This window comes from Salegentibacter sp., assembly GCF_041642575.1.
GTDB lineage: Bacteria > Bacteroidota > Bacteroidia > Flavobacteriales > Flavobacteriaceae > Salegentibacter.
The window spans coordinates 1-18,548 of the sequence record NZ_JBEPWD010000044.1 but is presented as its reverse complement, the minus strand read 5'-3'; the positions used below and the strand labels follow the sequence as shown (position 1 = coordinate 18,548).

The following is an 18,548-nucleotide window of genomic DNA, read 5'->3' as shown; positions in this document are numbered from 1 at the left end:
ATCGAAAACCAGCACTTCTCCGGGTGTAAACTGCTTTAAGCGCGTATCCCAGCCCGGATAGTCTTTCTGAACATTCGCCACAGCCAGATCTAATTGCTGTTCCCCCGAATAATTTTCCTGAAATTGTTCCCTGAAGAACCAGGAATCCAGTTGTTTATGAAACACCAGGATGCTCCCCGATAGACCCATGAGCAACAGGAAAAGTCCCGCAATGAGACCAAACCAGGAATGGTATTTCAGTAGTTGTCTGTTCTTCATTTTTTAAAGAACTGCAGCCACCGGCGATGACTGCAGTCTAAAAGATCTTAAATTTCTACTTTCAGGGAGAGATTAAATCTTGCTCCGTTGGCCTTGATATAGTTAGAATCCCGGGCACTCCACTGCGAAATGAGATTATAATAATCTTCATTTAAGAGGTTCTCGATTCCCAGACTCAGGCTGGTGTTTTCGGTAAGACGATAGCTGGAGTTAAGGTTCACCACATTAAAGCTTTCCACGGGACCCTTTCCGTAAATATAATTTCCATTGGCATCAGGGCTGAAGTGGTCCCGGGTTCCACTGTAAAGATGAGATAAGCGAGTATTCCATCTTTCAGAAAGATCATAAGAAATATAGGTGAGTGTTTTCAATGGCGGAATCCGGTCGCCGTTCATATAGGTATTGTAATCTCCGTTATCTCCCGAATCCAGTTTTCCTTCTGTCCAGGAAACCGAACTCCCAAGATTTAGTCCGTGAGCCAGCCTGGTATCAAAAGAGAATTCAAAACCGTAAACTTTTTCCGGTTGTCTGGCGATCTGAAAGATACCATCTACTTCCCTGTAGGTAGCCCCCAGATCTGAAGTGCTGATAAAATAAGCTCCACTCAGGGTGGTCGCCCCTAAATTACTATTGAATCCGATCTCATAATTATTCGCGATAACCGCTTCCGAAGAGATCTGACCTACCGTATTTTCGGTGGCAGTTCTTAGGGTACGCCCCAGGTCGGCGATAGAGAAACTCTGGGAGAAACTCACGAAGGGTTTAAATTCCCTTATCCCGTTATATCGCAACCCGGCATTAAAGGTAGTCGCATCATAGCTTAGCTCTCCACCGTCTACAGCAACGCCTCCGTTAGGAGTTTCCCCGGCAAAAGGGAAGATATAGATAGTGCTGTAATCCGGCACATCAATATTGATATTTTCAAAGCGTAAGCCGGCCTTTAGCACAAAATCCCTGTATATGGTCTTAAGCTGAGCATAGGGAGCCAGGTTAGTCATATCCATTTCCGGCGCCCATATTCTACCGTCCATCAGCTTCTGGGAGGTTTTATCGTTAAGAACATCAACTCCGTAGAGCAAATCTCCGTAAACTTCATCTCCAAGATCATAGGGTGTTTTGAAGTTAAGCCGAAGTCCTTTTTTAGTTGATTCCACAGTAGATTGCCCACCTTCGAAGCCTTCTTCAGCATTGTAAAAATAATCGCTGAAACCATACACGGTTTTAAAATCCTGCATATACAGGTTCAATTTTAGATCGGTATTTCCAATGAGATCGGTGGCATCATAGGTAAGCTGGGCGTTATGGTTAAACCTGTTTCCCTGGTCTACCCCCAGCACTTCTCCAATTACCCCGATTGCGGGGCGTTCTCCGTAAACACCGTTCTGATTAACATATTCGGTATCCTGATTACTGCTGAAATAATTATACATCACTTCTACGGAATGATCCTCTGCCAGGGCATAATTTAATTTCCCAAATAAGCCATACTGATTGGTTTCACCAAGGCCATAAGTGGGAGAAATCACCTCTCCCTGAGCATCCCTGAAGATCCCCGTTTGCTGAAAATTCCCGGAAAAAACATAGCCGAGTTTTTCCGTGCTGCCAGAAAAAGTCTGGGAAAGTTTAGAGCCCAGGGTGTGTTCTGTGTTTACAAGAGAGCCCTGAGTACTTAGCTCGGTGGTGCTTTTAAGTCCTGACGTACCCGGACTCTTGGTGATGTAGTTAATAATACCGCCATCGGCCCCATTACCGTAAATAGCGGTAGCTCCTTTGATCACTTCAATACGCTCAATGGTGTTGGGGTCTATGGTGTTGATATCGCGCCCCCCCGTTCTTAAGGGCGTGGATTGGGGAATTCCGTCGATAAGCACCAGCATATTTCTTCCCCGCAGGGTTTGTCCTGTATTGCTGGTTTGGTTTGTGCTTAAGGAAATTCCGGGAATTTCGTTTAAAAGACCCCCTACCGAAGTACTGGTTTGGTTTAGTCTTTCAATCTCTTTTGCCGTAAGGATAGAAACCGAAGAAGGCACTTCATCCAGGGTTTCCCGGGTCCGGTTTGAGGTGATCACTATCTCACCCAGATCCTGCTGGTCTTCTGTTAAGGTGATATTTAAATTTTGATTACTTCCATTATTAAAAACTACTTCACGACTCAGGGTTTCATAGCCTATTGCAGAAAATTTTATTATCTGAGTTCCTGTTGAGATACCTTCGAGATGGTATCTCCCATCAATGTCGGAAGTGGTACCGGTGGAAGTCTTTTCGATTAGAATATTTACAAAGGGGATAGCGTTGCCTGAGTCATCGGTGATCGTTCCCTGGAGGGAAGCTTCTTCCTGTTGCGCAAAGCCGGTATATCCCGTCAATATAATTGCGAATAGCAAGGTGAAATGTTTCATTATAAATTGTAGTTTTTATTTAGATTGATTTAAAATAGGCAACAAATGTAGAATCATTCTAAATAAAAAACAACCGAATTTTCGGCAAAATCTGAAAAAAATGACGCCAATCAGGCTTCTTATTTGTAAAAGAAGTACTTAGGATAAAAAATAGAGAAAGGGAGTGAAAATTTAAAATCAGGCTTAGCAGATATCCCAGGGACGCCCCGCCAAGGTCGATAAAAGCAGGGTTCATTTTTTGGAAATAAAAAACGTCTATGATACTACTTATGAAAATACGATTAATATCTCCATTTATTGGCCAGGGCCACAAGGCTCAGCATAACCGGCACTTCAACCAATACTCCAACCACGGTTACCAAAGCCGCCGGACTCTGGAGTCCGAATAATGCTATGGCCACTGCTACTGCCAATTCAAAAAAGTTACTCGTTCCTATCATGGCTGCAGGAGCGCAAATAGCGTGGTTCAATTTTAGCTTTCTACCCCCAAACCAGGCCAGGAAAAATATAAAATAGGACTGAATGATAAGAGGTATGGCAATCAGTAGAATAATGATCGGGTTATCCAAAATATTAGGGCCCTGGAAGGCAAAGAGCAAGACTAATGTTAACAAAAGCGCTAAAATACTCACTGGTTTCAACTTTGGCAGAAAGTGGTTTTTAAACCAATCTTCTCCATGTTTTCTAACCAATATTTTATTGGTGATCACTCCGGCTATCAGTGGAATTACCACAAAGATAAGCACAGAGGCTACCAGGGTGTCATAAGGGATGGTGACATCGGTGATCCCTAATAAAAGACCTACCAGCGGAACAAAAGCTACCAGGATAATCAAATCGTTAATGGAAACCTGCACCAGGGTGTAATTCGGATCTCCATCGGTTAAATAAGACCATACGAAAACCATGGCTGTACAGGGCGCAACGCCCAGGAGGATGGCCCCGGCGATATATTCCCCGGCCATTTCAGGGTCGATCCAGGCAGAATACAAGTGTTCAAAGAATATCCAGGCAAAAAAGGCCATCGTAAACGGTTTGATCAGCCAGTTAATAACAAGGGTGAGGATAAGACCTTTAGGAGCTTTACCGACATTTCTGATACTGCTGAAGTCGATTTGCAGCATCATAGGATAGATCATGAGCCAGATGAGGATGGCGATTGGAATATTCACATTATAGATCTGAGCATCGGCCAGGACTTGCATCTTGTCCCCCAGAAAATGACCGATTAAAATTCCTGCTGCAATACAAAGGGCGACCCACAAGCTGAGGTAACGTTCAAAGAATGGAATTTGTTTTTTAGGTTGAGGCATGTTGGTTGATTTTTGAAAATACAAAAAATAGTTCTGTGGCAATCTGGAGGCTGCGTTCCCAGTATTTTTCGGCTTGTTTAGGGGTACCGTCAAATTCTTTGGGGTCATCGTAGGTAATTGGGATTCGCTTTTCTGCACCGGGGATAAAGGGACAGCCTGCATCGGCCTGGGAACAGGTCATAATTGCTGCAAACCCTGAAACGGGATTGAACTTATGATCATAGGTCTTTGAAAAACCAATCACCGGCGCTGAATTTGGAGCATATTTAATAGCGTAAACCGGGTTTTTCCCTTCAGAGATTGGAGAAATCTCAAATCCCTGCTCCTCCAGGGTTACGGCAACCACCGGAAACATAGCTGTAGCTTCGGTACCGCCGGAATAACAACTCAGCCTTTCAATATTGAAATAATCACCCATAACCTGCGCCCAAATCTGGGAGAGATGACTTCTTCTCGAGTTATGAGTGCAAATAAAGTTAAGGTCAATTGGTTTTTTGTTTCTGAGCTTCTCCTCAACATATTCGATGAGAGGGGCTAAAACAGCTTTTCGGGAATCGGGAATGGATTCAGGCTCCAGCGATTCAATGATGTCCTTAATTTTTGAGAATAACATAGTTCAAGTATTAACATGAAAAACTGCCGGGATCATAACTATCAAAGAATTCGGTAAACCTATCTTTAATCAGCTGCCATTTTTCAGCATTGATGCAATAATTAACAGAGACCCCTTCTACGGTTCCCTGTATCAAGCCGAGGTTTTTCAACTCTTTAAGGTGTTGGCTGATGGTGGCCTGGGCAAGGCCTAATTCCTCCACCAGGTGCGTATTACAACAGGTATTGGCTCTTAGCAAATACTGCAGGATCGCTATCCTGGCAGGATGTGCAAAGACTTTGGCATAAGTAGCCAATTCATTCTGAATAGGACTGAAGAGATCAGATTTTGTTACTCCCATGATATTCCGATTATTTGATTAACAACATCCGCTCTCAGGAGAGCAACAATTTGAAGCCTCAGGTTCAAGATTGGCAATCACAGGTTCTTCAGCCGGGATTCCGCAGTTATCTTTAGCCAGGCAATCGGTTTGTTTAGTGGTGAGCAGAAAATTAGTACCGTTGAAGTCCAACCCGAATTTCTCGATAGTTTGTCCCTGGTATTCCACCTCGATTTCCAGATCTCCTATCCCCAGGGTATTTTGAGAGAGTTCTATAATGTGTAATAATTTCTCAGGATGTAAACGGTGGTCATAATCGTTGGCATTCCACAGTTGAAAGTTCACCACTTCTTCTTTTCGAACCGTTCCCCCACAATCGATAAAATGCTTAGTAACTTTCCCGATCTCGGTAACATGAAAATGGTTAGGCACCAGCTCGCCGTTTGGCAACTGAAAAGCGATCTTATCAAGCTGGTTTAGCTGCTGTTTTATTTCTGAAAGTTTCATAATGTATGAGTTATAATATATGATTGCAATATTACGATTAATATAAAAATGGACAATGAAAATAAATAATATTTTTGATCAGTTCTGGATTTTACCCATACCTAATCAGGACTCGTGCAAGCCTGCTATATTTTTCCGGCAGTCTGGAACTTTGTGAAGCGGGGGATTTCCAGGATGCAAAAGCTTCACCCCGGAATCATTATTTGATTGCAACTATTCCTTGATCATGATCAAAAGCATTTTGAAAGCTTCGGTAGCCAATAGAGCATGCGGTACATTAGCCGGCATAATAATCATCTCCCCTTCTTTAAGATTATACTCGGCATCTTTTATGGTTATCTGACATTCTCCGTCGATTATGATGGCGGTAGCATCAAATGGCGCGGTATGTTCACTAAGTTCCTGTTCTTTATCAAAAGCAAAAAGGGTGGTATTCCCGTTTGAATTTTTGGACAGGATCTTACTTACCGTCGATGCCTCTGAATAAGAGATAAGCTCTTTTAGATTGAAGGGTTTAGCTGTTTCCAGGTGTTTTTTCATGATGATTCTTTTTTTTATAAGATATTAAATTTAAAGGACTTAAACTTTTCTTCTCTATCCCCTTAATATGGTGGCAGAAGCATTAGCCCTTTTCATAAATTCCAGGAGATGCAAACCCGGGATTGTTCTTAGTTTATTCTCTTTCTTAAGGATCCTAGCATATTTCCTATTCCAATTCCAAGGTATGTTCGGTCTTTATTTATTTGTAACATAGGAGAAATTGTCAATCCAAAAAATCTGGTGAATGGAAATTCAATTTTGGGATTTATGACCAGGCTAACTGTATTATGTTTTCTATAATTCCAGGTATAATTTTCTGCTAAAAATCCGTTATAGAGCCTTTCCCAATTTTCGGGTTCTCTGATAAGGGTGTAACCTAATCCAATTGATATATTTGCTCTAATCGTTCCGCTTTGGTTTAGATTGTAAATCTTTCCAACTCCAATATGATAATTCTCTAATTGGTCATATGGATTGGCTAATCCATAAAATAATAGTCCTTTTAAACCAGATGTAAAATCTTCCGGTTGGGATCTCGGTTTTCGTATATTCCCTGTGTAGCCGATTTTAAAAGAGTATTTATCCTGATAGAGATAATTAAGGCTAATATCAAATCCGAGATAATTGCCTAAATTCAACTCAGCAGTAGAATATAGGGCGTTATTTTCATTAAATTGAGCATTAGCAAGGTTGATGCTGATTAAAGTTATTAAGATCGTTATTATTCGCTTCATAAACACAGCTGTTTATATAATCTCTCCTTTATTTCAAGCTAATCTCTTAAAATCTTTTCCATCTTTCGGCCTTTTGCTAATTCATCAACTAACTTGTCCAAATACCTTACTTTTTGAGTTAATGGATTTTCAATTTCTTCTACCCGATAGCCACAAATCACCCCTTGAATAAGGCGGGCATTTGGGTTTAAATCTGCTCTCTGAAAAAAGGTTTCGAAAGTAACCTTCTCCTCAATAAGTTCCCGCAGGTTTTTCTCATCAAAACCGGTTAACCATTCTATTACCTGATGCAATTCTTCTGTTGTCCTGCCTTTACGTTCAACTTTCGTTTTATAGTGCGGATAAACAGATGCAAAGGTCATTTTCGCCATACGCTCATCGTGTTCCGGTGTTGTTTTCATCACTTAATTTTTACAGTATCAGAGAAAATTATTATTTGAAACTTTTGGCTACGGCGGGTTATTCCAGGAGCCAGATCACCAGGATATTGTCGGAATATTTTATGTCTTCCGGGGTGAAACCCTGGGAGGCCGTACTTTCGCCACTTAGCACAATTTCATGAAGCCCCTCGTTTCTGTTAAATAACCTCATCCCGGCATCGGGATTCGTGCCGTATTTAATTTCTTTAATATCCTTCAGTTTAATATCGGAGGCTGAGCTTATTAAGCGGGCCTTTTCAAATGCGTCCCTGGTGGCGAGTTCTATTATTTGTTGCTGAACAGCTTCTTTAAGGGAATCTGATAGCTTAAAGTTAAAGCTCAGGTTGAAATCTGTACTGCTACCCGAAAACTGGTCTAAAATTCTGGTGATATTCTCCTTGTTATTTTCAAAATCGAGCTGAATTTGCTGCGTGGCAATATAACCGCTATCAACATTCCTGTTATTGCGGTAAACCTGATTCCTGCGGACATTAAAGTTTTTGGTTTTAATATTTTCGTGAGAAAATCCGATTTCTTTAAGCTGTCCTGAAATATCAACCGATTTGCTATTCAACCCGGAAATAGCTTCACTAAAAAGGCTATCGATCTTAGTAATGCCGATGCTAAGGATACCGATATCCGGGCTTACCGATATCTCTCCGGAACCAACAACTTCCAGGCTTTTGGTATCATCTTTATTTTGTGCTGTTGAAATCAGGCTAAACAGGCAAAAAGCCAGTAGGTAAATTTTCTTCATTGTCTTATATTGAATATTGACATTAAATATAGTTAGAATTTCTAATGTTGATTGTAGTGTAATTTACTCGCGTAACAGGATTTTTGATCAAGGAATAGCCCTATTTCTCCTTAGGTGACTTTCAATTACAATCGCTTCTTCGATATTCCTAAAATTCCGGTATTTGTTTTTTTGGGTCGGTTATAAACTTTTTAATATACATCCGGAGATTTTAAAAATTTTGATTACTTTAACAATTAATAAATCGAGTTTGATAAACCGAAACCCCGGGCTTCTAGGATGGATAATTTTAAATCTGTGATAGAAGCTTACTTTTTAAGCCCTACCTATATGAAAGTTTTATTAATTGATGATGATCCGGTTTCACACCTCATTAATGAAAAATTTATCTCTATTGCCACAGAAGATCCGAAACTAGAAATTATCACCTACCTTAAAGCAGATGAAGCGCTGAATTATACTTTGCAGTATCTAAATTCACATTCTTCTGAATACTTATGCATCTTTTTAGATCTTAATATGCCCGATTTTAACGGCTGGGATTTTTTGAATTATTTAGAAGAGCTGGATGATAAAAAGCTTTCTGTTTTTATCTTAACCTCTTCAGTTTCTAAAATAGACAGACTTAAAGCGCGGGAATATACCTCGGTAAAGAAATTTCTGGTTAAACCACTATCTATTCCATTGTTAAAAAATATTTTTCCGCAAACAAAAATTGCTTCTTAAAGATCAACAATAGTTTTCTATTTTAAACACTTCAGGTTGATATTAACCGGAGGTTCAAAATCGTAAACAAAAAAGAGTTATAAAATGAAACCTATAGACTTGAAATTTGCGATTGAGATTCCGGATTTAAAATATCTGGGGAGAGGTCCTTCCTGTACCGGTTTGAATGGATGGAGCACGAGGAAAGAATTTATCTATCGCTGTGCAAACTGTGATGATACGATGAATGCAGCCTGGAAAAATGACTGGACCTGCAGCTGTCAGGCAATGGCTCTGGACAGTGCAGCCGCAAGATTCGGCTCTTACTACGGTGATGAGAATATCCTGGTATATAAAAGACTAAGTAAAACAAGCGGATTTCTGCAGCAGTTTTTAAAAACACTACGCCTGAAGTCACCTCGCGCCTGAAGTTACTGTATCATTCCAGGATAAGAAATCAACAAACCTAAGCCTGTTCCGGGCTATTTTTAACTTATCACAACTGCTTCAACTCAAAAAACAGGCTACAGGTCTTCAATATTTGGGACCAGGTCACGAAATTCATCGGGTATCAGCGGATTGTCTAACGCGAAAATTCGGCGCTTGTCAAGGTTAAGCTGCTCGGTAATCTCTCCGTAATGCTCATCAAAAATGGCATCCAGTCTACCTGAAGAGATAATACTTTGCAGTCCCTGCTCAATCCTTTCTGCCATTTTTGGCTGGTCCGGATGTATATAAAAAACAAGCGGAAAAGGGTAGAAAAGCAATATATTCTTATCTATGACCAGACCTTCAGCTTTCGAGGCCCGGTTTTCAAATACACCTAGAACCTCATTGGCACCATAAGAACTGTAGTCAAAGTCGCCGTTTTGAAGTCGATCAAAAATATCATCGAAACTGCCCTCTTCAACTACATTGTAGCCATTATGCCTAAAAACAGTGGCGTCACTCCATGTCTCCGGGATTCCATGGTCCAGCTTTTGCAGATCCTCCTGCCGTTTGATCCCGCCAAATAAATTGGTATCCTGCTCCCTGATAATGGGAATCCGGTAGCCCAGCAGGTTTTTAGTTAACAGATGAGGGATTACAATCATATCATCTTCCTTGAATTTTTGATTCCCGGCGATAGTTACGAACAGGTCGTGATCTTTCTCTGTAAACACCAGTGATTCTTCATTCCCGGGATACTCCTCAAGGCTCTCTTCGATCTCCCATGCTCCCCATTCTTCCTCAGTTGCTTCAAGAATGGCTTTTAATACTTTTCGCTCATAATCCTGGCGTGCGGCAGACCTGTTTCCATTCCAAAAATCAACTGTTGTGGTTCTCTTCATATCCTGTTCCGGGGATGTGGTTTTCTTTTTATTTCCATCGCAGGATACGAATAGCAGAGATATAAAAACAGGTAGCAAAAACGAGGTTTTTTTCATGATGCTCTATTTAGAAAATTAGCTTTAATTTTTCTTAAATCAATTTATTGATACTCTTTGTGCAGCCTGGCAAACAAAATACAAAGGAGAAGAAGCATCTCCAACTGCTACAATTCAATTGCTAAATACAATCAACTGCCTTTAAATGGAAAGTTCCATCTTCTTCTTTCTCCATTTCATAGCCATTATCCAACATGGGTTGAAAATCAGATCGGCCGTTAAAATGCCATAGTAAATACCCGTAATCGCATTTTTCAATTCTACCTTTATCTTTCTCGTGTTCTACAATTTCAATCAGTTCTTTTGAAAACTCTGATGGGGAATGGATTAATAAAATTACAGGATTAAAATCTATAGTATCATTTGAAAATTTCTTTAATCTTTGAGCTGAAGGGAAACCATACTTTTTGGTTATAGCCATCAATCGCAGGGTATGGAGCTTATCCATGGGATTGATATAGGTATTCCAGATCTTACTCTTTAAAGAATCGGATTTTACGGGAGTGTACCGCATTCTGTTTTCCCTTACTTCTTTGCTTAAATTTTCAATACTATCAGTTATATTTTTGTCGAAAGTCTGAAAATATAAATATTCCCTGGTCGCCTGGTCGTAGTGAAACATGAATTTTAGTTCCTCCACTATTTCTGAAATATCCTGCTTTAAAAGTTCTTCTTTGTTCGATTGAGAATAGGAATATAAACTGCTCAAGGTAAGAATTGCAGTCAGAAGAATATTTCTCATAAGTTAGGCTTGTGAAAGTTTGAAACAACCAATATAATTCAGCCTAAATATATAAGAATATCTCCAATAATGTCTGGATAAAGGCAAAGTCCGGGGAGCTTGCCATTCTTAGCTTTTAAGGAAAAGTCATAAGTCTATTCAATAATTTTATTGAATAGTTGAAAAATATTTTTATATTTGTAAACAAATGCTGTAAAGAATGGATAAGCGGGAGTTTAAAAATAAAGCTTATAACGAGCTGGCAAAAATAACCAAGGCCCTTGGTAATCCGCGACGAATGGAGATCATCGATTTGTTGGCACAAGGCCCTTTTTCGGTAGAGAAAATAGCGGAACAGACAAGTTTAAGTGTTGCAAATGCTTCTCAACATTTACAGGTATTAAAAGGGGCACGCCTGGTAAAAATCAGTAAAAAAGGCAATTTCATTTACTATCAACTCACCAATGACAAAGTGTTTAAGGCATGGCGGGCTTTACGGGAACTGGGACTTGACCTGAACGCTGAAGCAGAGAAACTGGTTAATGACTTTTATCGTTCGGGAGAAAAGATGGACCCGGTAAGCATTGAAGAATTACGGCAAAAAATTTCCGGGCAGAATGTAGTAATACTAGATGTTCGCCCCGGGGAAGAGTACCAACACGGCCATATTAAAGAAGCTACTTCAATTCCTATTGAAGATCTCGCTGAGCGAATTAATGAACTTCCCAAGGGAGCAGAAATTATCGCGTATTGCCGGGGACCTTTATGTGTATATGCCGATGAGGCGGTAAGCTTGCTAAGGGAAAAAGGCTTTGATGCAAAAAGATTAAAAGAAGGCTATCCGGACTGGAAGGCACTGGGCCTCCCTGCTGAATAAATTAATATAATTCATAGGTTTATGGAAGAAGTAAAGGCTTTTAACCGGGCAGCGCAGGAATACGATAAGTGGTTCGAGGAACACGCTGACTGGTTTTCCTCTGAACTGGAAGCCCTTAAACAGGCTGTTCCAAAAACAGGAAAAGGGATTGAAATTGGAGTCGGTACCGGGAGGTTTGCCGGGGAACTCGGAATTGAAACCGGGGTAGAACCATCTGAGAAGATGGCGGCTATCGCTTCTAAAAGAGGCATCAGGGTATTTCAAGGATATGCTGAGGATTTACCGGTACCTGATCTTTCATTTGATTACACCTTAATGGTTACGGTAGATTGTTTTCTGCAGGACGTAGCCAAAGCTTTCAAAGAGGCACGGCGAATCACGAAACCCGGTGGTGCTATAATTATTGGAATGATAGATAAATCAAGTCCCCTGGGTAGGAAGTATCAGGAACACAAGAAAGATAATCCTTTCTATAGATCTGCCAGCTTTCATGATGTAGAAGAGATAACAAATCTACTTGAAAAAGCAGGCTTTCAGAATTTCAGCTTCTGGCAAACCCTGGTTAACACTGAGGAGGAGGTTCTGGAAAAACCGATAAAAGGATATGGAGAAGGAGGTTTTGTTGTAATAAAGGCGGAGAAAAAAATAAGCAACTTATGAAAACAGATTCTATAGAACTTGGTTTAAAGGAAAACTGGAAACAATTTACCCTGCTGGTAATTGTGAATGCTTTTGTAGGGGGAATGGTAGGTTTGGAGCGTAGTATTCTTCCGGAGATTGCAGAAAAGGAATTCGGGATAGCAGCCACAAGCGCGATCCTGTCGTTTATTGTGGTGTTCGGAATTGTGAAAGCCATTTCCAATTATTATGCGGGAGCCCTGGCCAATAGGTTTGGCCGAAAGAACCTCCTGGTTTTGGGGTGGATCTTTGCTATTCCTATTCCATTTATATTAATGTATGCTGAAAGCTGGAATTGGGTAATTGCGGCCAATGTTCTACTGGGAATCAATCAGGGACTTGCCTGGTCCAGTACAGTGGTAATGAAAATTGACCTCGTGGGTGAGCGACAGCGAGGATTTGCAATGGGCCTTAATGAGTTCGCCGGATACCTTGCCGTAGGGGTGGTGGCTTATTTAACCGGGTGGATAGCAGATGTGTATGGGTTGCGCCCATATCCATTTTACCTGGGGATAGGTTTAATGATCCTGGGGCTTTTATTCAGCATCTTCCTTATAAAAGATACCCATGGTCACGCCTTAAAAGAAGGGAAATCCAGTGAAATGTCCCTGTTGAAAAACATATTCTGGGATACCACCTGGAAAGATAAAAACCTTGGCTCTGTTACTCAGGCCGGGCTTATAAATAACCTGAACGATGGGATGGCCTGGGGGCTATTTCCCATTTTGCTGGCTACAAGAGGTTTCACTTTAGAGCAAATAGGAATTGTGGTGGCGGTTTATCCGGCAGTATGGGGAATCGGACAATTGTTTACCGGTAGAATGGCAGACAAATTTTGTAAAAAAGATATGCTTTTCTTCGGAATGTTATTACAGGCAGTGGTGTTAATCGCTCTGGTATGGGCAAACAGCATGTGGATATTCGTTGCCTTGATGAGCCTTTTGGGCTGGGGAACTGCTATGGTCTACCCTACCTTCCTGGCTACGATTGCCCAGAACACCCATCCAAGGGATCGGGCAAAAAGTATAGGGATTTTCAGGCTTTGGAGGGATCTGGGATATTCGGTGGGAGCGATCCTTACCGGGGTTATTTCAGACTTGATAAGTATTGAGGTTGCTGTGTTTCTGGTAGGAGTCCTAACCTTATTCTCCTCCGCAGTCATTTATGTAAGGATGAAATGCGGGGAGGGCACCTCTGTCAGGTTATTATCGTTGATACGACAATCTTATTAATTATGGGCGAGTAAATCTGAAAATCCCAAGGCTCAGAATCGAAGTAATTTCTTCAAGCTGAATTTTCAGCAGATTTAAAATAAAAATAACTTAAAACCAAATACTATGTTTTTTCAACACGTTTATGATAAAAGTCTTGCCCAGGCAAGTTATGTGGTTGGATGTCAAAAAACCGGGGAGGCAATCGTAATCGATGCTAAACGGGATATTGACACCTACCTTGAGATAGCCGAACAAAATAAGCTAAAAATCACTCATGTGACCGAAACGCACATACATGCTGATTTTCTGGCCGGAACAAGAGAACTTGCTGCGGTGACCGGAGCTAAGATGTACCTTTCTGATGAGGGTGGTCCGGACTGGAGTTATAATTTTGACCATATTGGCCTAAAAGACGGGGACAAGATTAGCGTTGGAAATCTAAGCCTTGAAGTAATGCATACCCCGGGCCACACCCCTGAAAGTATTTCCTTCATTCTAACCGATAATCCCGCTACTAAGGAACCGGTAATGGTATTTACAGGGGATTTCGTTTTTGTTGGGGATATAGGGCGTCCTGATCTTTTGGAAAAAGCAGCCGGTTTAAAAGGTACCCAGGATAAAGGTGCCGAAGAAATGTATAATTCCATTAAAAAATTCAGTAAGCTTCCTTCTCACCTGCAGGTATGGCCCGGACACGGCGCAGGATCTGCCTGTGGCAAAGCCCTTGGTGCCGTCCCAAGTACCACCGTTGGTTACGAGAAGATACAAAACTGGGCTTTTCATTACGAGGATAATAAACAGGGATTCATTGAATATCTCCTTGAGGGGCAACCGGAGCCTCCAAAGTACTTTGCAATGATGAAAAAGTTAAACAAGGAAGATCGGCCGTTGTTAACTGAAGTTCCAAAGCACAAGAAACTTTCTGCTGAGGAATTCAAAAAGGCTTACGAAAAGGGGATTACAGTGATTGATGCCAGGGTTAAAAGCGAATTTGCCGAGGGTCATATTCCCAATACTATACATATTGAAGGGAATAATTCATTTTCCACCTGGGCAGGTTGGTTCCTTAACTACGAGGAGGAGTTTATTTTAATAGCCGATGATGAACAGATGGAAGACCTCACAAGAAAGCTGATGCGGATTGGATTGGACAACATCATGGGGTATATTTCAGATGTTGATGCTATGGGAATTCCTCTGGAAAAATCTGAGATCATTTCCATGGAAGAATTCAAAACCTATCTCGGAAAGGAGGATACACAAGTAATAGATGTTCGCGGAGTTTCTGAATATAAAGAAGCTCATATCGATGGGGTAGACAATATCTTTGTAGGTACTCTCCCAGATAATCTTGATAAAATTGATCGGGACAAACAAATAGTTATTCATTGTCAAAGCGGTGCCAAAGCAGCCGTTGCTGAGTCGATCTTAGCGCGAAATGGAGTGAAAAACGGGAAGGTGTTTTCCGGCGGGATGGACGAATGGACCGCCCAAAATTAACTTTATGGCTCAGGGTAAAAGATTTTCTTAATCTAAAACTCTATAAGTCATCATGATAGAAAATCCCGGAATTCTATTATTACCGGGATTTTTTTATCTTTAAAGAAGAAGCTTATCCGAATTCACTGTTTGGAGACTATGATTTCCCTTCGCTGAAAAAATAATTAAGCGACTTTAAACAGAGACTTTTCAGAGTGGAGAATTAGAGTTTTAATTGCGGTACAGTGCTTGTAATATATATTAAAATAGAATGTCATGAAATATTGGAGATTTATTATATGGATAGCCGCTTTTGGGATGTTAAGCACTTCTGCATACGCCCAGGAGAAGGGTAGAAAATGGGAAGACAAAGCCGAAAAGGAAATGGCTAAAGAGGCTAAAAAAGCTGAAAAAGAAAGAACGAAATACTTCAAGGAACAGGCTAAAGCCGAAGCTGAGTGGCACCGGGAACGGATGAAGGAAATGGATGAGTTCAACAGGGAATTGGCGAAGGAAGATGAGGAGCAACTTCGGGAAATGGCTAAAGCCGAGAGAGAATTCTATCGCGAAAGAGCAAAAGAAGCGGCCGAATATGAAAAGAAAATCAGAAAGTCGGAAAATGAATATTACCGGGAATTAGCCAAAGAAGAAGCTGAATGGTATCGGGAACGCGCCAAAGAAGCTTCAGAAAGAGAAAGAGAGATGATGAAAGCCGATTTTGAATTTAACCGGGAATATGCCCAAAAAGAAGCTGAATGGCACAGGGAGCGCGCTCAAAAGGCCGCGGAACGGGAAAGTAAATTAATTAAACTTGATAGAAAGAGATTTAAGAATAATTAGATCTCTCTGAGAGAGTTTAAGTGACTTTGTTCTACATGCTATTTCAGGACAATTTTTAATAGGGACGAAATTATTTGATTAATTTCGAGAAATACTTCAGTATTCCCTTTAAATTTGGCTCGTTATAGTTATTTTAGGCCAAAAGAAAGAATATTATATTAAGATTGAACCACTATTTTATTAAACATTAATCATGGGTAGACCTTCCACAAAAGCAAAAGATCTGAGAGACGGATATTATATTGAAGTCCGAAATAAAAATCAGAGGACCGGTATCAAAATTCGCAGGGATACCAAAGAGCAATTACTTCTCGCTATTGAGGAATATAAAGAAAGTAAAGAAGTTATCATTTTAGGGAAATCTGAAAATGGAAAAATGAAGGAAATTCCAGACCTGAAAATCGACTAATCGCTAACAGGAAATAGAATTAATAAGTCCAAAGATCCAAGGTGTAAGCCGAATACTTCTTTATTGTCTGCAGTTTTATTGCAGAAAATCATCGGTGCTAGCCAATTCAAATTCAGGGGAACTTTCAAATAACAAATTGAGAATATTCATATGGCCGGCTCCATAAATAACCAGGATCTTATCTTCAGGGGTTGACTTGATACGTTGAATATTCCTGAATATCTTCAAATTTCTATTGAACCAGCGGCCAGTTTGGAAATTCACTCCAAAAAAATCTCCTTCTTCGCTTTCATATTTAAATGGACCAATTAAATAATTTCCTAAGCTTTTTCTGATATTTTCCGGATTATTCAATCTATTCAACTCTGCCAGTATTCCTTTTTCCTTAAAAAGGGGTTTGGAGTTATATTTTTTTGAAGCTTCAGGATCTTTTTGATAGTAATCGCTAAATTTATTCTTTTCAATGCTATCCTTTCCCTGAATTACCCGCTCAACCTGCCGGTTAAACTCGCCCCACTCATCCACAGCATAAAGTTTTTTAATTCCACTTTCCTTCGCTAATCGGAACCCGATTTGTTGAGATTCATCCCGATTTAATTCATGTTTACCATTTAAAAATGAATTGTATAAAGAATCAACTTCATCTTGTTTTGAAGCCGGCCTTTCAATAACAATTATTGTCGGATTGAATTTCTTTAATTTTTCAACTATTAATTGAATTTCCTCCTGGTATTCGGGCTTTAGAACATCAATTTGATCTGAGCTATCGGTCTGGACAAAATCCATATTAGGGAAATTAAAATGAAAAGTACCCAGAGTAAGAACCTCAGTTTTGCTTTCCTGTGCTTTAATTTGGAAAGAAAATAATAACGTAATTAGCAGGATGTAAAATCTCATTACTATTTTCTATAATGACAAATTACATTTAAAGGTGTTACACTTATTTTCTTCTTTTACACCAAAAAATCCTTATTTTTTATTACTGTAAAAACGAAGTACATCCAACAGCAAAGGAGCCTCAATCCGGTTTTTATAATCGGGACTGATTAAGGAAAGAGCCTGAAAAGGAATTCTTAAAAATATTTCCAGCCCCTTCTATAACTGAAGTGGCTGGATTAACTAAATTATCTATGTATTCAATGAGAGGATGCCAGCAATCCCTGGGCTATATATATCCAAACTCCTTTGAACTATTCAACTTCAGCAGCTGTGTTGGCTAAAGTTTCCAGTGCAGTACCTATTTGATCGATTTCCTGATCGTTGGCCTGAAGCTGGTGTTTTCCTTTTAAAAATTCAGGGCTGTTATAAGAAATATGTACCGCTCCGGCTTCGTCTTCCCATACCAGCATTTTTTGAGGAAGATCAAGGCCAATACTGTTCACCGATTGCATTAAAGGAGTTCCCAGGTTGGGGTTTCCAAACATGATCACTTTGGTTGGACGAAGTTCCATCCCAACACTAGCAGCGTTTGCCTGGTGATCTAATTCTGCCACAATACTTAAATTTTCATTAGCTTCAATTGCCGATTTAAGATTGGAGTATGTGGAATCGAAATCGGTGGTGCTTTCTACACTTTCTATACCTGCATGTGCATCCACTAACTGATTTGTAGTTTCGACTGCCGGAGCATCTACAGCTGTTTCTACCAGGTTTTCTAATGCTTCAGCGATTGAAGGAAGCGTTATTATATCTGAAACTCCGTACCTGGAGGCCAGATATTCTGTACTGTTGTAAAGTGCGAATACCTGTCCTTGCTCTTCATAGAACAAAACTTTTTGAGGAAGGTCGAGGCCTGCTAGTTGATTCTCCTGCATTAACGGAGTTCCAAGATTAGGGTTTCCAAAGAAAATAATCTGAGTTGGCGCGAGATCCATATCAACAGATGCCGCGTTTTGCGAATGATCCAGTTCCTGAACAATACTGATATCCTCATTATCCTCCAGGGCCGACTTTAAATTAGCATAGGAGGTTTGCATATTAAAGGCACTTTCAAAATAAACTATGCCCGTGGCCGTTGGTGGATCTACTGAAATTTCAGGATTATTGTTGTCGTCATCATCTGAGCACGAAGTCATCAGAATGAGAAAAGCGAAAAGTAAATTCATCTTCATCATCATATAAAATTTTGATTCTAAGATACTTATCAATTTAAAAAAATCATCTGCACTTAACATAACTTAACCCGAAGCTTTAAAGCTTTATTAAATTTTAAAAAAATTGAAAAGCTCTTAAGATTTTTCGCGTCTTATTACTTCACCAACCACATTTGAACTTACCTCTTATGAAGAGTTAGCTTGCCTCGGCTAACAAAGAGGAATTCTTCAACGGGATTTACAAGA

General features: G+C 40.1%; 22 protein-coding genes. 8 read left to right on the top strand and 14 right to left on the bottom strand.

Features of this window, described 5'->3' with window-relative positions:
* From ACESK1_RS08390 to ACESK1_RS08345, 10 genes are all read right to left on the bottom strand, one after another.
* On the bottom strand, positions 1 to 258 hold a 258-nt coding region (locus ACESK1_RS08390), incomplete at its 3' end, for a PepSY domain-containing protein (RefSeq protein WP_372919739.1).
* Between the two features lie 47 nt (positions 259 to 305).
* Positions 306 to 2,657: a TonB-dependent receptor gene (locus ACESK1_RS08385; protein WP_372919738.1), complete on the bottom strand. Its 2,352-nt coding sequence runs from the start codon at positions 2,655 to 2,657 to the stop codon at positions 306 to 308.
* Between the two features lie 281 nt (positions 2,658 to 2,938).
* On the bottom strand, positions 2,939 to 3,970 hold the full coding sequence (gene arsB / locus ACESK1_RS08380; RefSeq protein WP_372919737.1) for an ACR3 family arsenite efflux transporter: 1,032 nt from the start codon (positions 3,968 to 3,970) through the stop codon (positions 2,939 to 2,941).
* The gene (locus tag ACESK1_RS08375) at positions 3,957 to 4,583 is read right to left on the bottom strand and encodes a low molecular weight phosphatase family protein (protein WP_372919736.1); all 627 of its coding nucleotides are present in this window, start codon (positions 4,581 to 4,583) and stop codon (positions 3,957 to 3,959) included. Before ACESK1_RS08375 ends, arsB begins: the two co-directional genes overlap by 14 nt.
* A gap of 10 nt (positions 4,584 to 4,593) precedes the next feature.
* Complete coding sequence (locus ACESK1_RS08370; protein WP_372919735.1) at positions 4,594 to 4,923, bottom strand: ArsR/SmtB family transcription factor; 330 nt, start codon at positions 4,921 to 4,923, stop codon at positions 4,594 to 4,596.
* Positions 4,924 to 4,941: 18 nt separating this feature from the next.
* Positions 4,942 to 5,409, bottom strand: coding sequence for a DUF6428 family protein (locus ACESK1_RS08365; protein ID WP_372919734.1), 468 nt, complete (start codon positions 5,407 to 5,409; stop codon positions 4,942 to 4,944).
* Between the two features lie 213 nt (positions 5,410 to 5,622).
* The gene (locus ACESK1_RS08360; protein WP_372919733.1) at positions 5,623 to 5,949 is read right to left on the bottom strand and encodes a cupin domain-containing protein; all 327 of its coding nucleotides are present in this window, start codon (positions 5,947 to 5,949) and stop codon (positions 5,623 to 5,625) included.
* Between the two features lie 128 nt (positions 5,950 to 6,077).
* Entirely contained in the window at positions 6,078 to 6,683 is a 606-nt protein-coding gene (locus tag ACESK1_RS08355; protein WP_372919732.1) for a hypothetical protein, read from the bottom strand.
* Between the two features lie 38 nt (positions 6,684 to 6,721).
* A complete protein-coding gene (locus tag ACESK1_RS08350) occupies positions 6,722 to 7,084 on the bottom strand; it encodes a DUF2200 domain-containing protein (RefSeq protein ID WP_372919731.1) in 363 nt (120 codons plus the stop codon).
* A 58-nt stretch (positions 7,085 to 7,142) separates the two neighbouring features.
* Positions 7,143 to 7,859, bottom strand: coding sequence for an SIMPL domain-containing protein (locus ACESK1_RS08345; RefSeq protein ID WP_372919730.1), 717 nt, complete (start codon positions 7,857 to 7,859; stop codon positions 7,143 to 7,145).
* A gap of 330 nt (positions 7,860 to 8,189) precedes the next feature.
* Here ACESK1_RS08345 and ACESK1_RS08340 point away from each other — a divergent pair, with 330 nt between their 5' ends.
* Positions 8,190 to 8,585 (top strand): response regulator, encoded by a 396-nt coding sequence (locus ACESK1_RS08340; RefSeq protein ID WP_372919729.1) that lies wholly within the window; start codon positions 8,190 to 8,192, stop codon positions 8,583 to 8,585.
* An 84-nt stretch (positions 8,586 to 8,669) separates the two neighbouring features.
* Positions 8,670 to 8,993: a hypothetical protein gene (locus ACESK1_RS08335; protein WP_372919728.1), complete on the top strand. Its 324-nt coding sequence runs from the start codon at positions 8,670 to 8,672 to the stop codon at positions 8,991 to 8,993.
* A gap of 95 nt (positions 8,994 to 9,088) precedes the next feature.
* Here the strand turns inward: ACESK1_RS08335 and ACESK1_RS08330 are convergent, their stop codons facing one another.
* Together ACESK1_RS08330 and ACESK1_RS08325 are read right to left on the bottom strand one after the other, a co-directional pair.
* Complete coding sequence (locus tag ACESK1_RS08330) at positions 9,089 to 9,991, bottom strand: hypothetical protein (protein ID WP_372919727.1); 903 nt, start codon at positions 9,989 to 9,991, stop codon at positions 9,089 to 9,091.
* 121 nt (positions 9,992 to 10,112) lie between these two features.
* Positions 10,113 to 10,733, bottom strand: a complete 621-nt coding sequence (locus ACESK1_RS08325; RefSeq protein ID WP_372919726.1) for a hypothetical protein — start codon at positions 10,731 to 10,733, stop codon at positions 10,113 to 10,115.
* A 199-nt stretch (positions 10,734 to 10,932) separates the two neighbouring features.
* Here ACESK1_RS08325 and ACESK1_RS08320 point away from each other — a divergent pair, with 199 nt between their 5' ends.
* The 6 genes from ACESK1_RS08320 (at position 10,933) to ACESK1_RS08295 (ending at position 16,209) form a co-directional block, all read left to right on the top strand.
* Positions 10,933 to 11,589: an ArsR/SmtB family transcription factor gene (locus tag ACESK1_RS08320; protein ID WP_372919725.1), complete on the top strand. Its 657-nt coding sequence runs from the start codon at positions 10,933 to 10,935 to the stop codon at positions 11,587 to 11,589.
* A gap of 21 nt (positions 11,590 to 11,610) precedes the next feature.
* On the top strand, positions 11,611 to 12,249 hold the full coding sequence (locus ACESK1_RS08315) for a class I SAM-dependent methyltransferase (protein ID WP_372919724.1): 639 nt from the start codon (positions 11,611 to 11,613) through the stop codon (positions 12,247 to 12,249).
* The gene (locus tag ACESK1_RS08310; RefSeq protein WP_372919723.1) at positions 12,246 to 13,499 is read left to right on the top strand and encodes an MFS transporter; all 1,254 of its coding nucleotides are present in this window, start codon (positions 12,246 to 12,248) and stop codon (positions 13,497 to 13,499) included. Before ACESK1_RS08315 ends, ACESK1_RS08310 begins: the two co-directional genes overlap by 4 nt.
* A 105-nt stretch (positions 13,500 to 13,604) precedes the next feature.
* A complete protein-coding gene (locus ACESK1_RS08305; RefSeq protein ID WP_372919722.1) occupies positions 13,605 to 14,981 on the top strand; it encodes a rhodanese-like domain-containing protein in 1,377 nt (458 codons plus the stop codon).
* Between the two features lie 255 nt (positions 14,982 to 15,236).
* On the top strand, positions 15,237 to 15,800 hold the full coding sequence (locus tag ACESK1_RS08300; protein WP_372919721.1) for a hypothetical protein: 564 nt from the start codon (positions 15,237 to 15,239) through the stop codon (positions 15,798 to 15,800).
* Positions 15,801 to 15,993: 193 nt separating this feature from the next.
* Complete coding sequence (locus tag ACESK1_RS08295; RefSeq protein WP_372919720.1) at positions 15,994 to 16,209, top strand: hypothetical protein; 216 nt, start codon at positions 15,994 to 15,996, stop codon at positions 16,207 to 16,209.
* A 75-nt stretch (positions 16,210 to 16,284) separates the two neighbouring features.
* On the opposite strand, the gene ACESK1_RS08290 is transcribed toward ACESK1_RS08295, so the two are convergent.
* Together ACESK1_RS08290 and ACESK1_RS08285 are read right to left on the bottom strand one after the other, a co-directional pair.
* Positions 16,285 to 17,106, bottom strand: coding sequence for a DUF5694 domain-containing protein (locus tag ACESK1_RS08290; protein ID WP_372919719.1), 822 nt, complete (start codon positions 17,104 to 17,106; stop codon positions 16,285 to 16,287).
* A 293-nt stretch (positions 17,107 to 17,399) separates the two neighbouring features.
* Positions 17,400 to 18,323, bottom strand: coding sequence for a DUF302 domain-containing protein (locus ACESK1_RS08285; protein ID WP_372919718.1), 924 nt, complete (start codon positions 18,321 to 18,323; stop codon positions 17,400 to 17,402).
* Positions 18,324 to 18,548 lie beyond the last annotated feature (225 nt).

Bases quoted from the DNA above. Each gene is read 5' to 3' on its own strand.
- ACESK1_RS08385 (WP_372919738.1), bottom strand. From the start codon at position 2,657: ATGAAACATTTCACCTTGCTATTCGCAATTATATTGACGGGATATACC.
- arsB (WP_372919737.1), bottom strand. From the start codon at position 3,970: ATGCCTCAACCTAAAAAACAAATTCCATTCTTTGAACGTTACCTCAGC.
- ACESK1_RS08375 (WP_372919736.1), bottom strand. From the start codon at position 4,583: ATGTTATTCTCAAAAATTAAGGACATCATTGAATCGCTGGAGCCTGAA.
- ACESK1_RS08370 (WP_372919735.1), bottom strand. From the start codon at position 4,923: ATGGGAGTAACAAAATCTGATCTCTTCAGTCCTATTCAGAATGAATTG.
- ACESK1_RS08365 (WP_372919734.1), bottom strand. From the start codon at position 5,409: ATGAAACTTTCAGAAATAAAACAGCAGCTAAACCAGCTTGATAAGATC.
- ACESK1_RS08360 (WP_372919733.1), bottom strand. From the start codon at position 5,949: ATGAAAAAACACCTGGAAACAGCTAAACCCTTCAATCTAAAAGAGCTT.
- ACESK1_RS08355 (WP_372919732.1), bottom strand. From the start codon at position 6,683: ATGAAGCGAATAATAACGATCTTAATAACTTTAATCAGCATCAACCTT.
- ACESK1_RS08350 (WP_372919731.1), bottom strand. From the start codon at position 7,084: ATGAAAACAACACCGGAACACGATGAGCGTATGGCGAAAATGACCTTT.
- ACESK1_RS08345 (WP_372919730.1), bottom strand. From the start codon at position 7,859: ATGAAGAAAATTTACCTACTGGCTTTTTGCCTGTTTAGCCTGATTTCA.
- ACESK1_RS08340 (WP_372919729.1), top strand. From the start codon at position 8,190: ATGAAAGTTTTATTAATTGATGATGATCCGGTTTCACACCTCATTAAT.
- ACESK1_RS08335 (WP_372919728.1), top strand. From the start codon at position 8,670: ATGAAACCTATAGACTTGAAATTTGCGATTGAGATTCCGGATTTAAAA.
- ACESK1_RS08330 (WP_372919727.1), bottom strand. From the start codon at position 9,991: ATGAAAAAAACCTCGTTTTTGCTACCTGTTTTTATATCTCTGCTATTC.
- ACESK1_RS08325 (WP_372919726.1), bottom strand. From the start codon at position 10,733: ATGAGAAATATTCTTCTGACTGCAATTCTTACCTTGAGCAGTTTATAT.
- ACESK1_RS08320 (WP_372919725.1), top strand. From the start codon at position 10,933: ATGGATAAGCGGGAGTTTAAAAATAAAGCTTATAACGAGCTGGCAAAA.
- ACESK1_RS08315 (WP_372919724.1), top strand. From the start codon at position 11,611: ATGGAAGAAGTAAAGGCTTTTAACCGGGCAGCGCAGGAATACGATAAG.
- ACESK1_RS08310 (WP_372919723.1), top strand. From the start codon at position 12,246: ATGAAAACAGATTCTATAGAACTTGGTTTAAAGGAAAACTGGAAACAA.
- ACESK1_RS08305 (WP_372919722.1), top strand. From the start codon at position 13,605: ATGTTTTTTCAACACGTTTATGATAAAAGTCTTGCCCAGGCAAGTTAT.
- ACESK1_RS08300 (WP_372919721.1), top strand. From the start codon at position 15,237: ATGAAATATTGGAGATTTATTATATGGATAGCCGCTTTTGGGATGTTA.
- ACESK1_RS08295 (WP_372919720.1), top strand. From the start codon at position 15,994: ATGGGTAGACCTTCCACAAAAGCAAAAGATCTGAGAGACGGATATTAT.
- ACESK1_RS08290 (WP_372919719.1), bottom strand. From the start codon at position 17,106: ATGAGATTTTACATCCTGCTAATTACGTTATTATTTTCTTTCCAAATT.
- ACESK1_RS08285 (WP_372919718.1), bottom strand. From the start codon at position 18,323: ATGATGAAGATGAATTTACTTTTCGCTTTTCTCATTCTGATGACTTCG.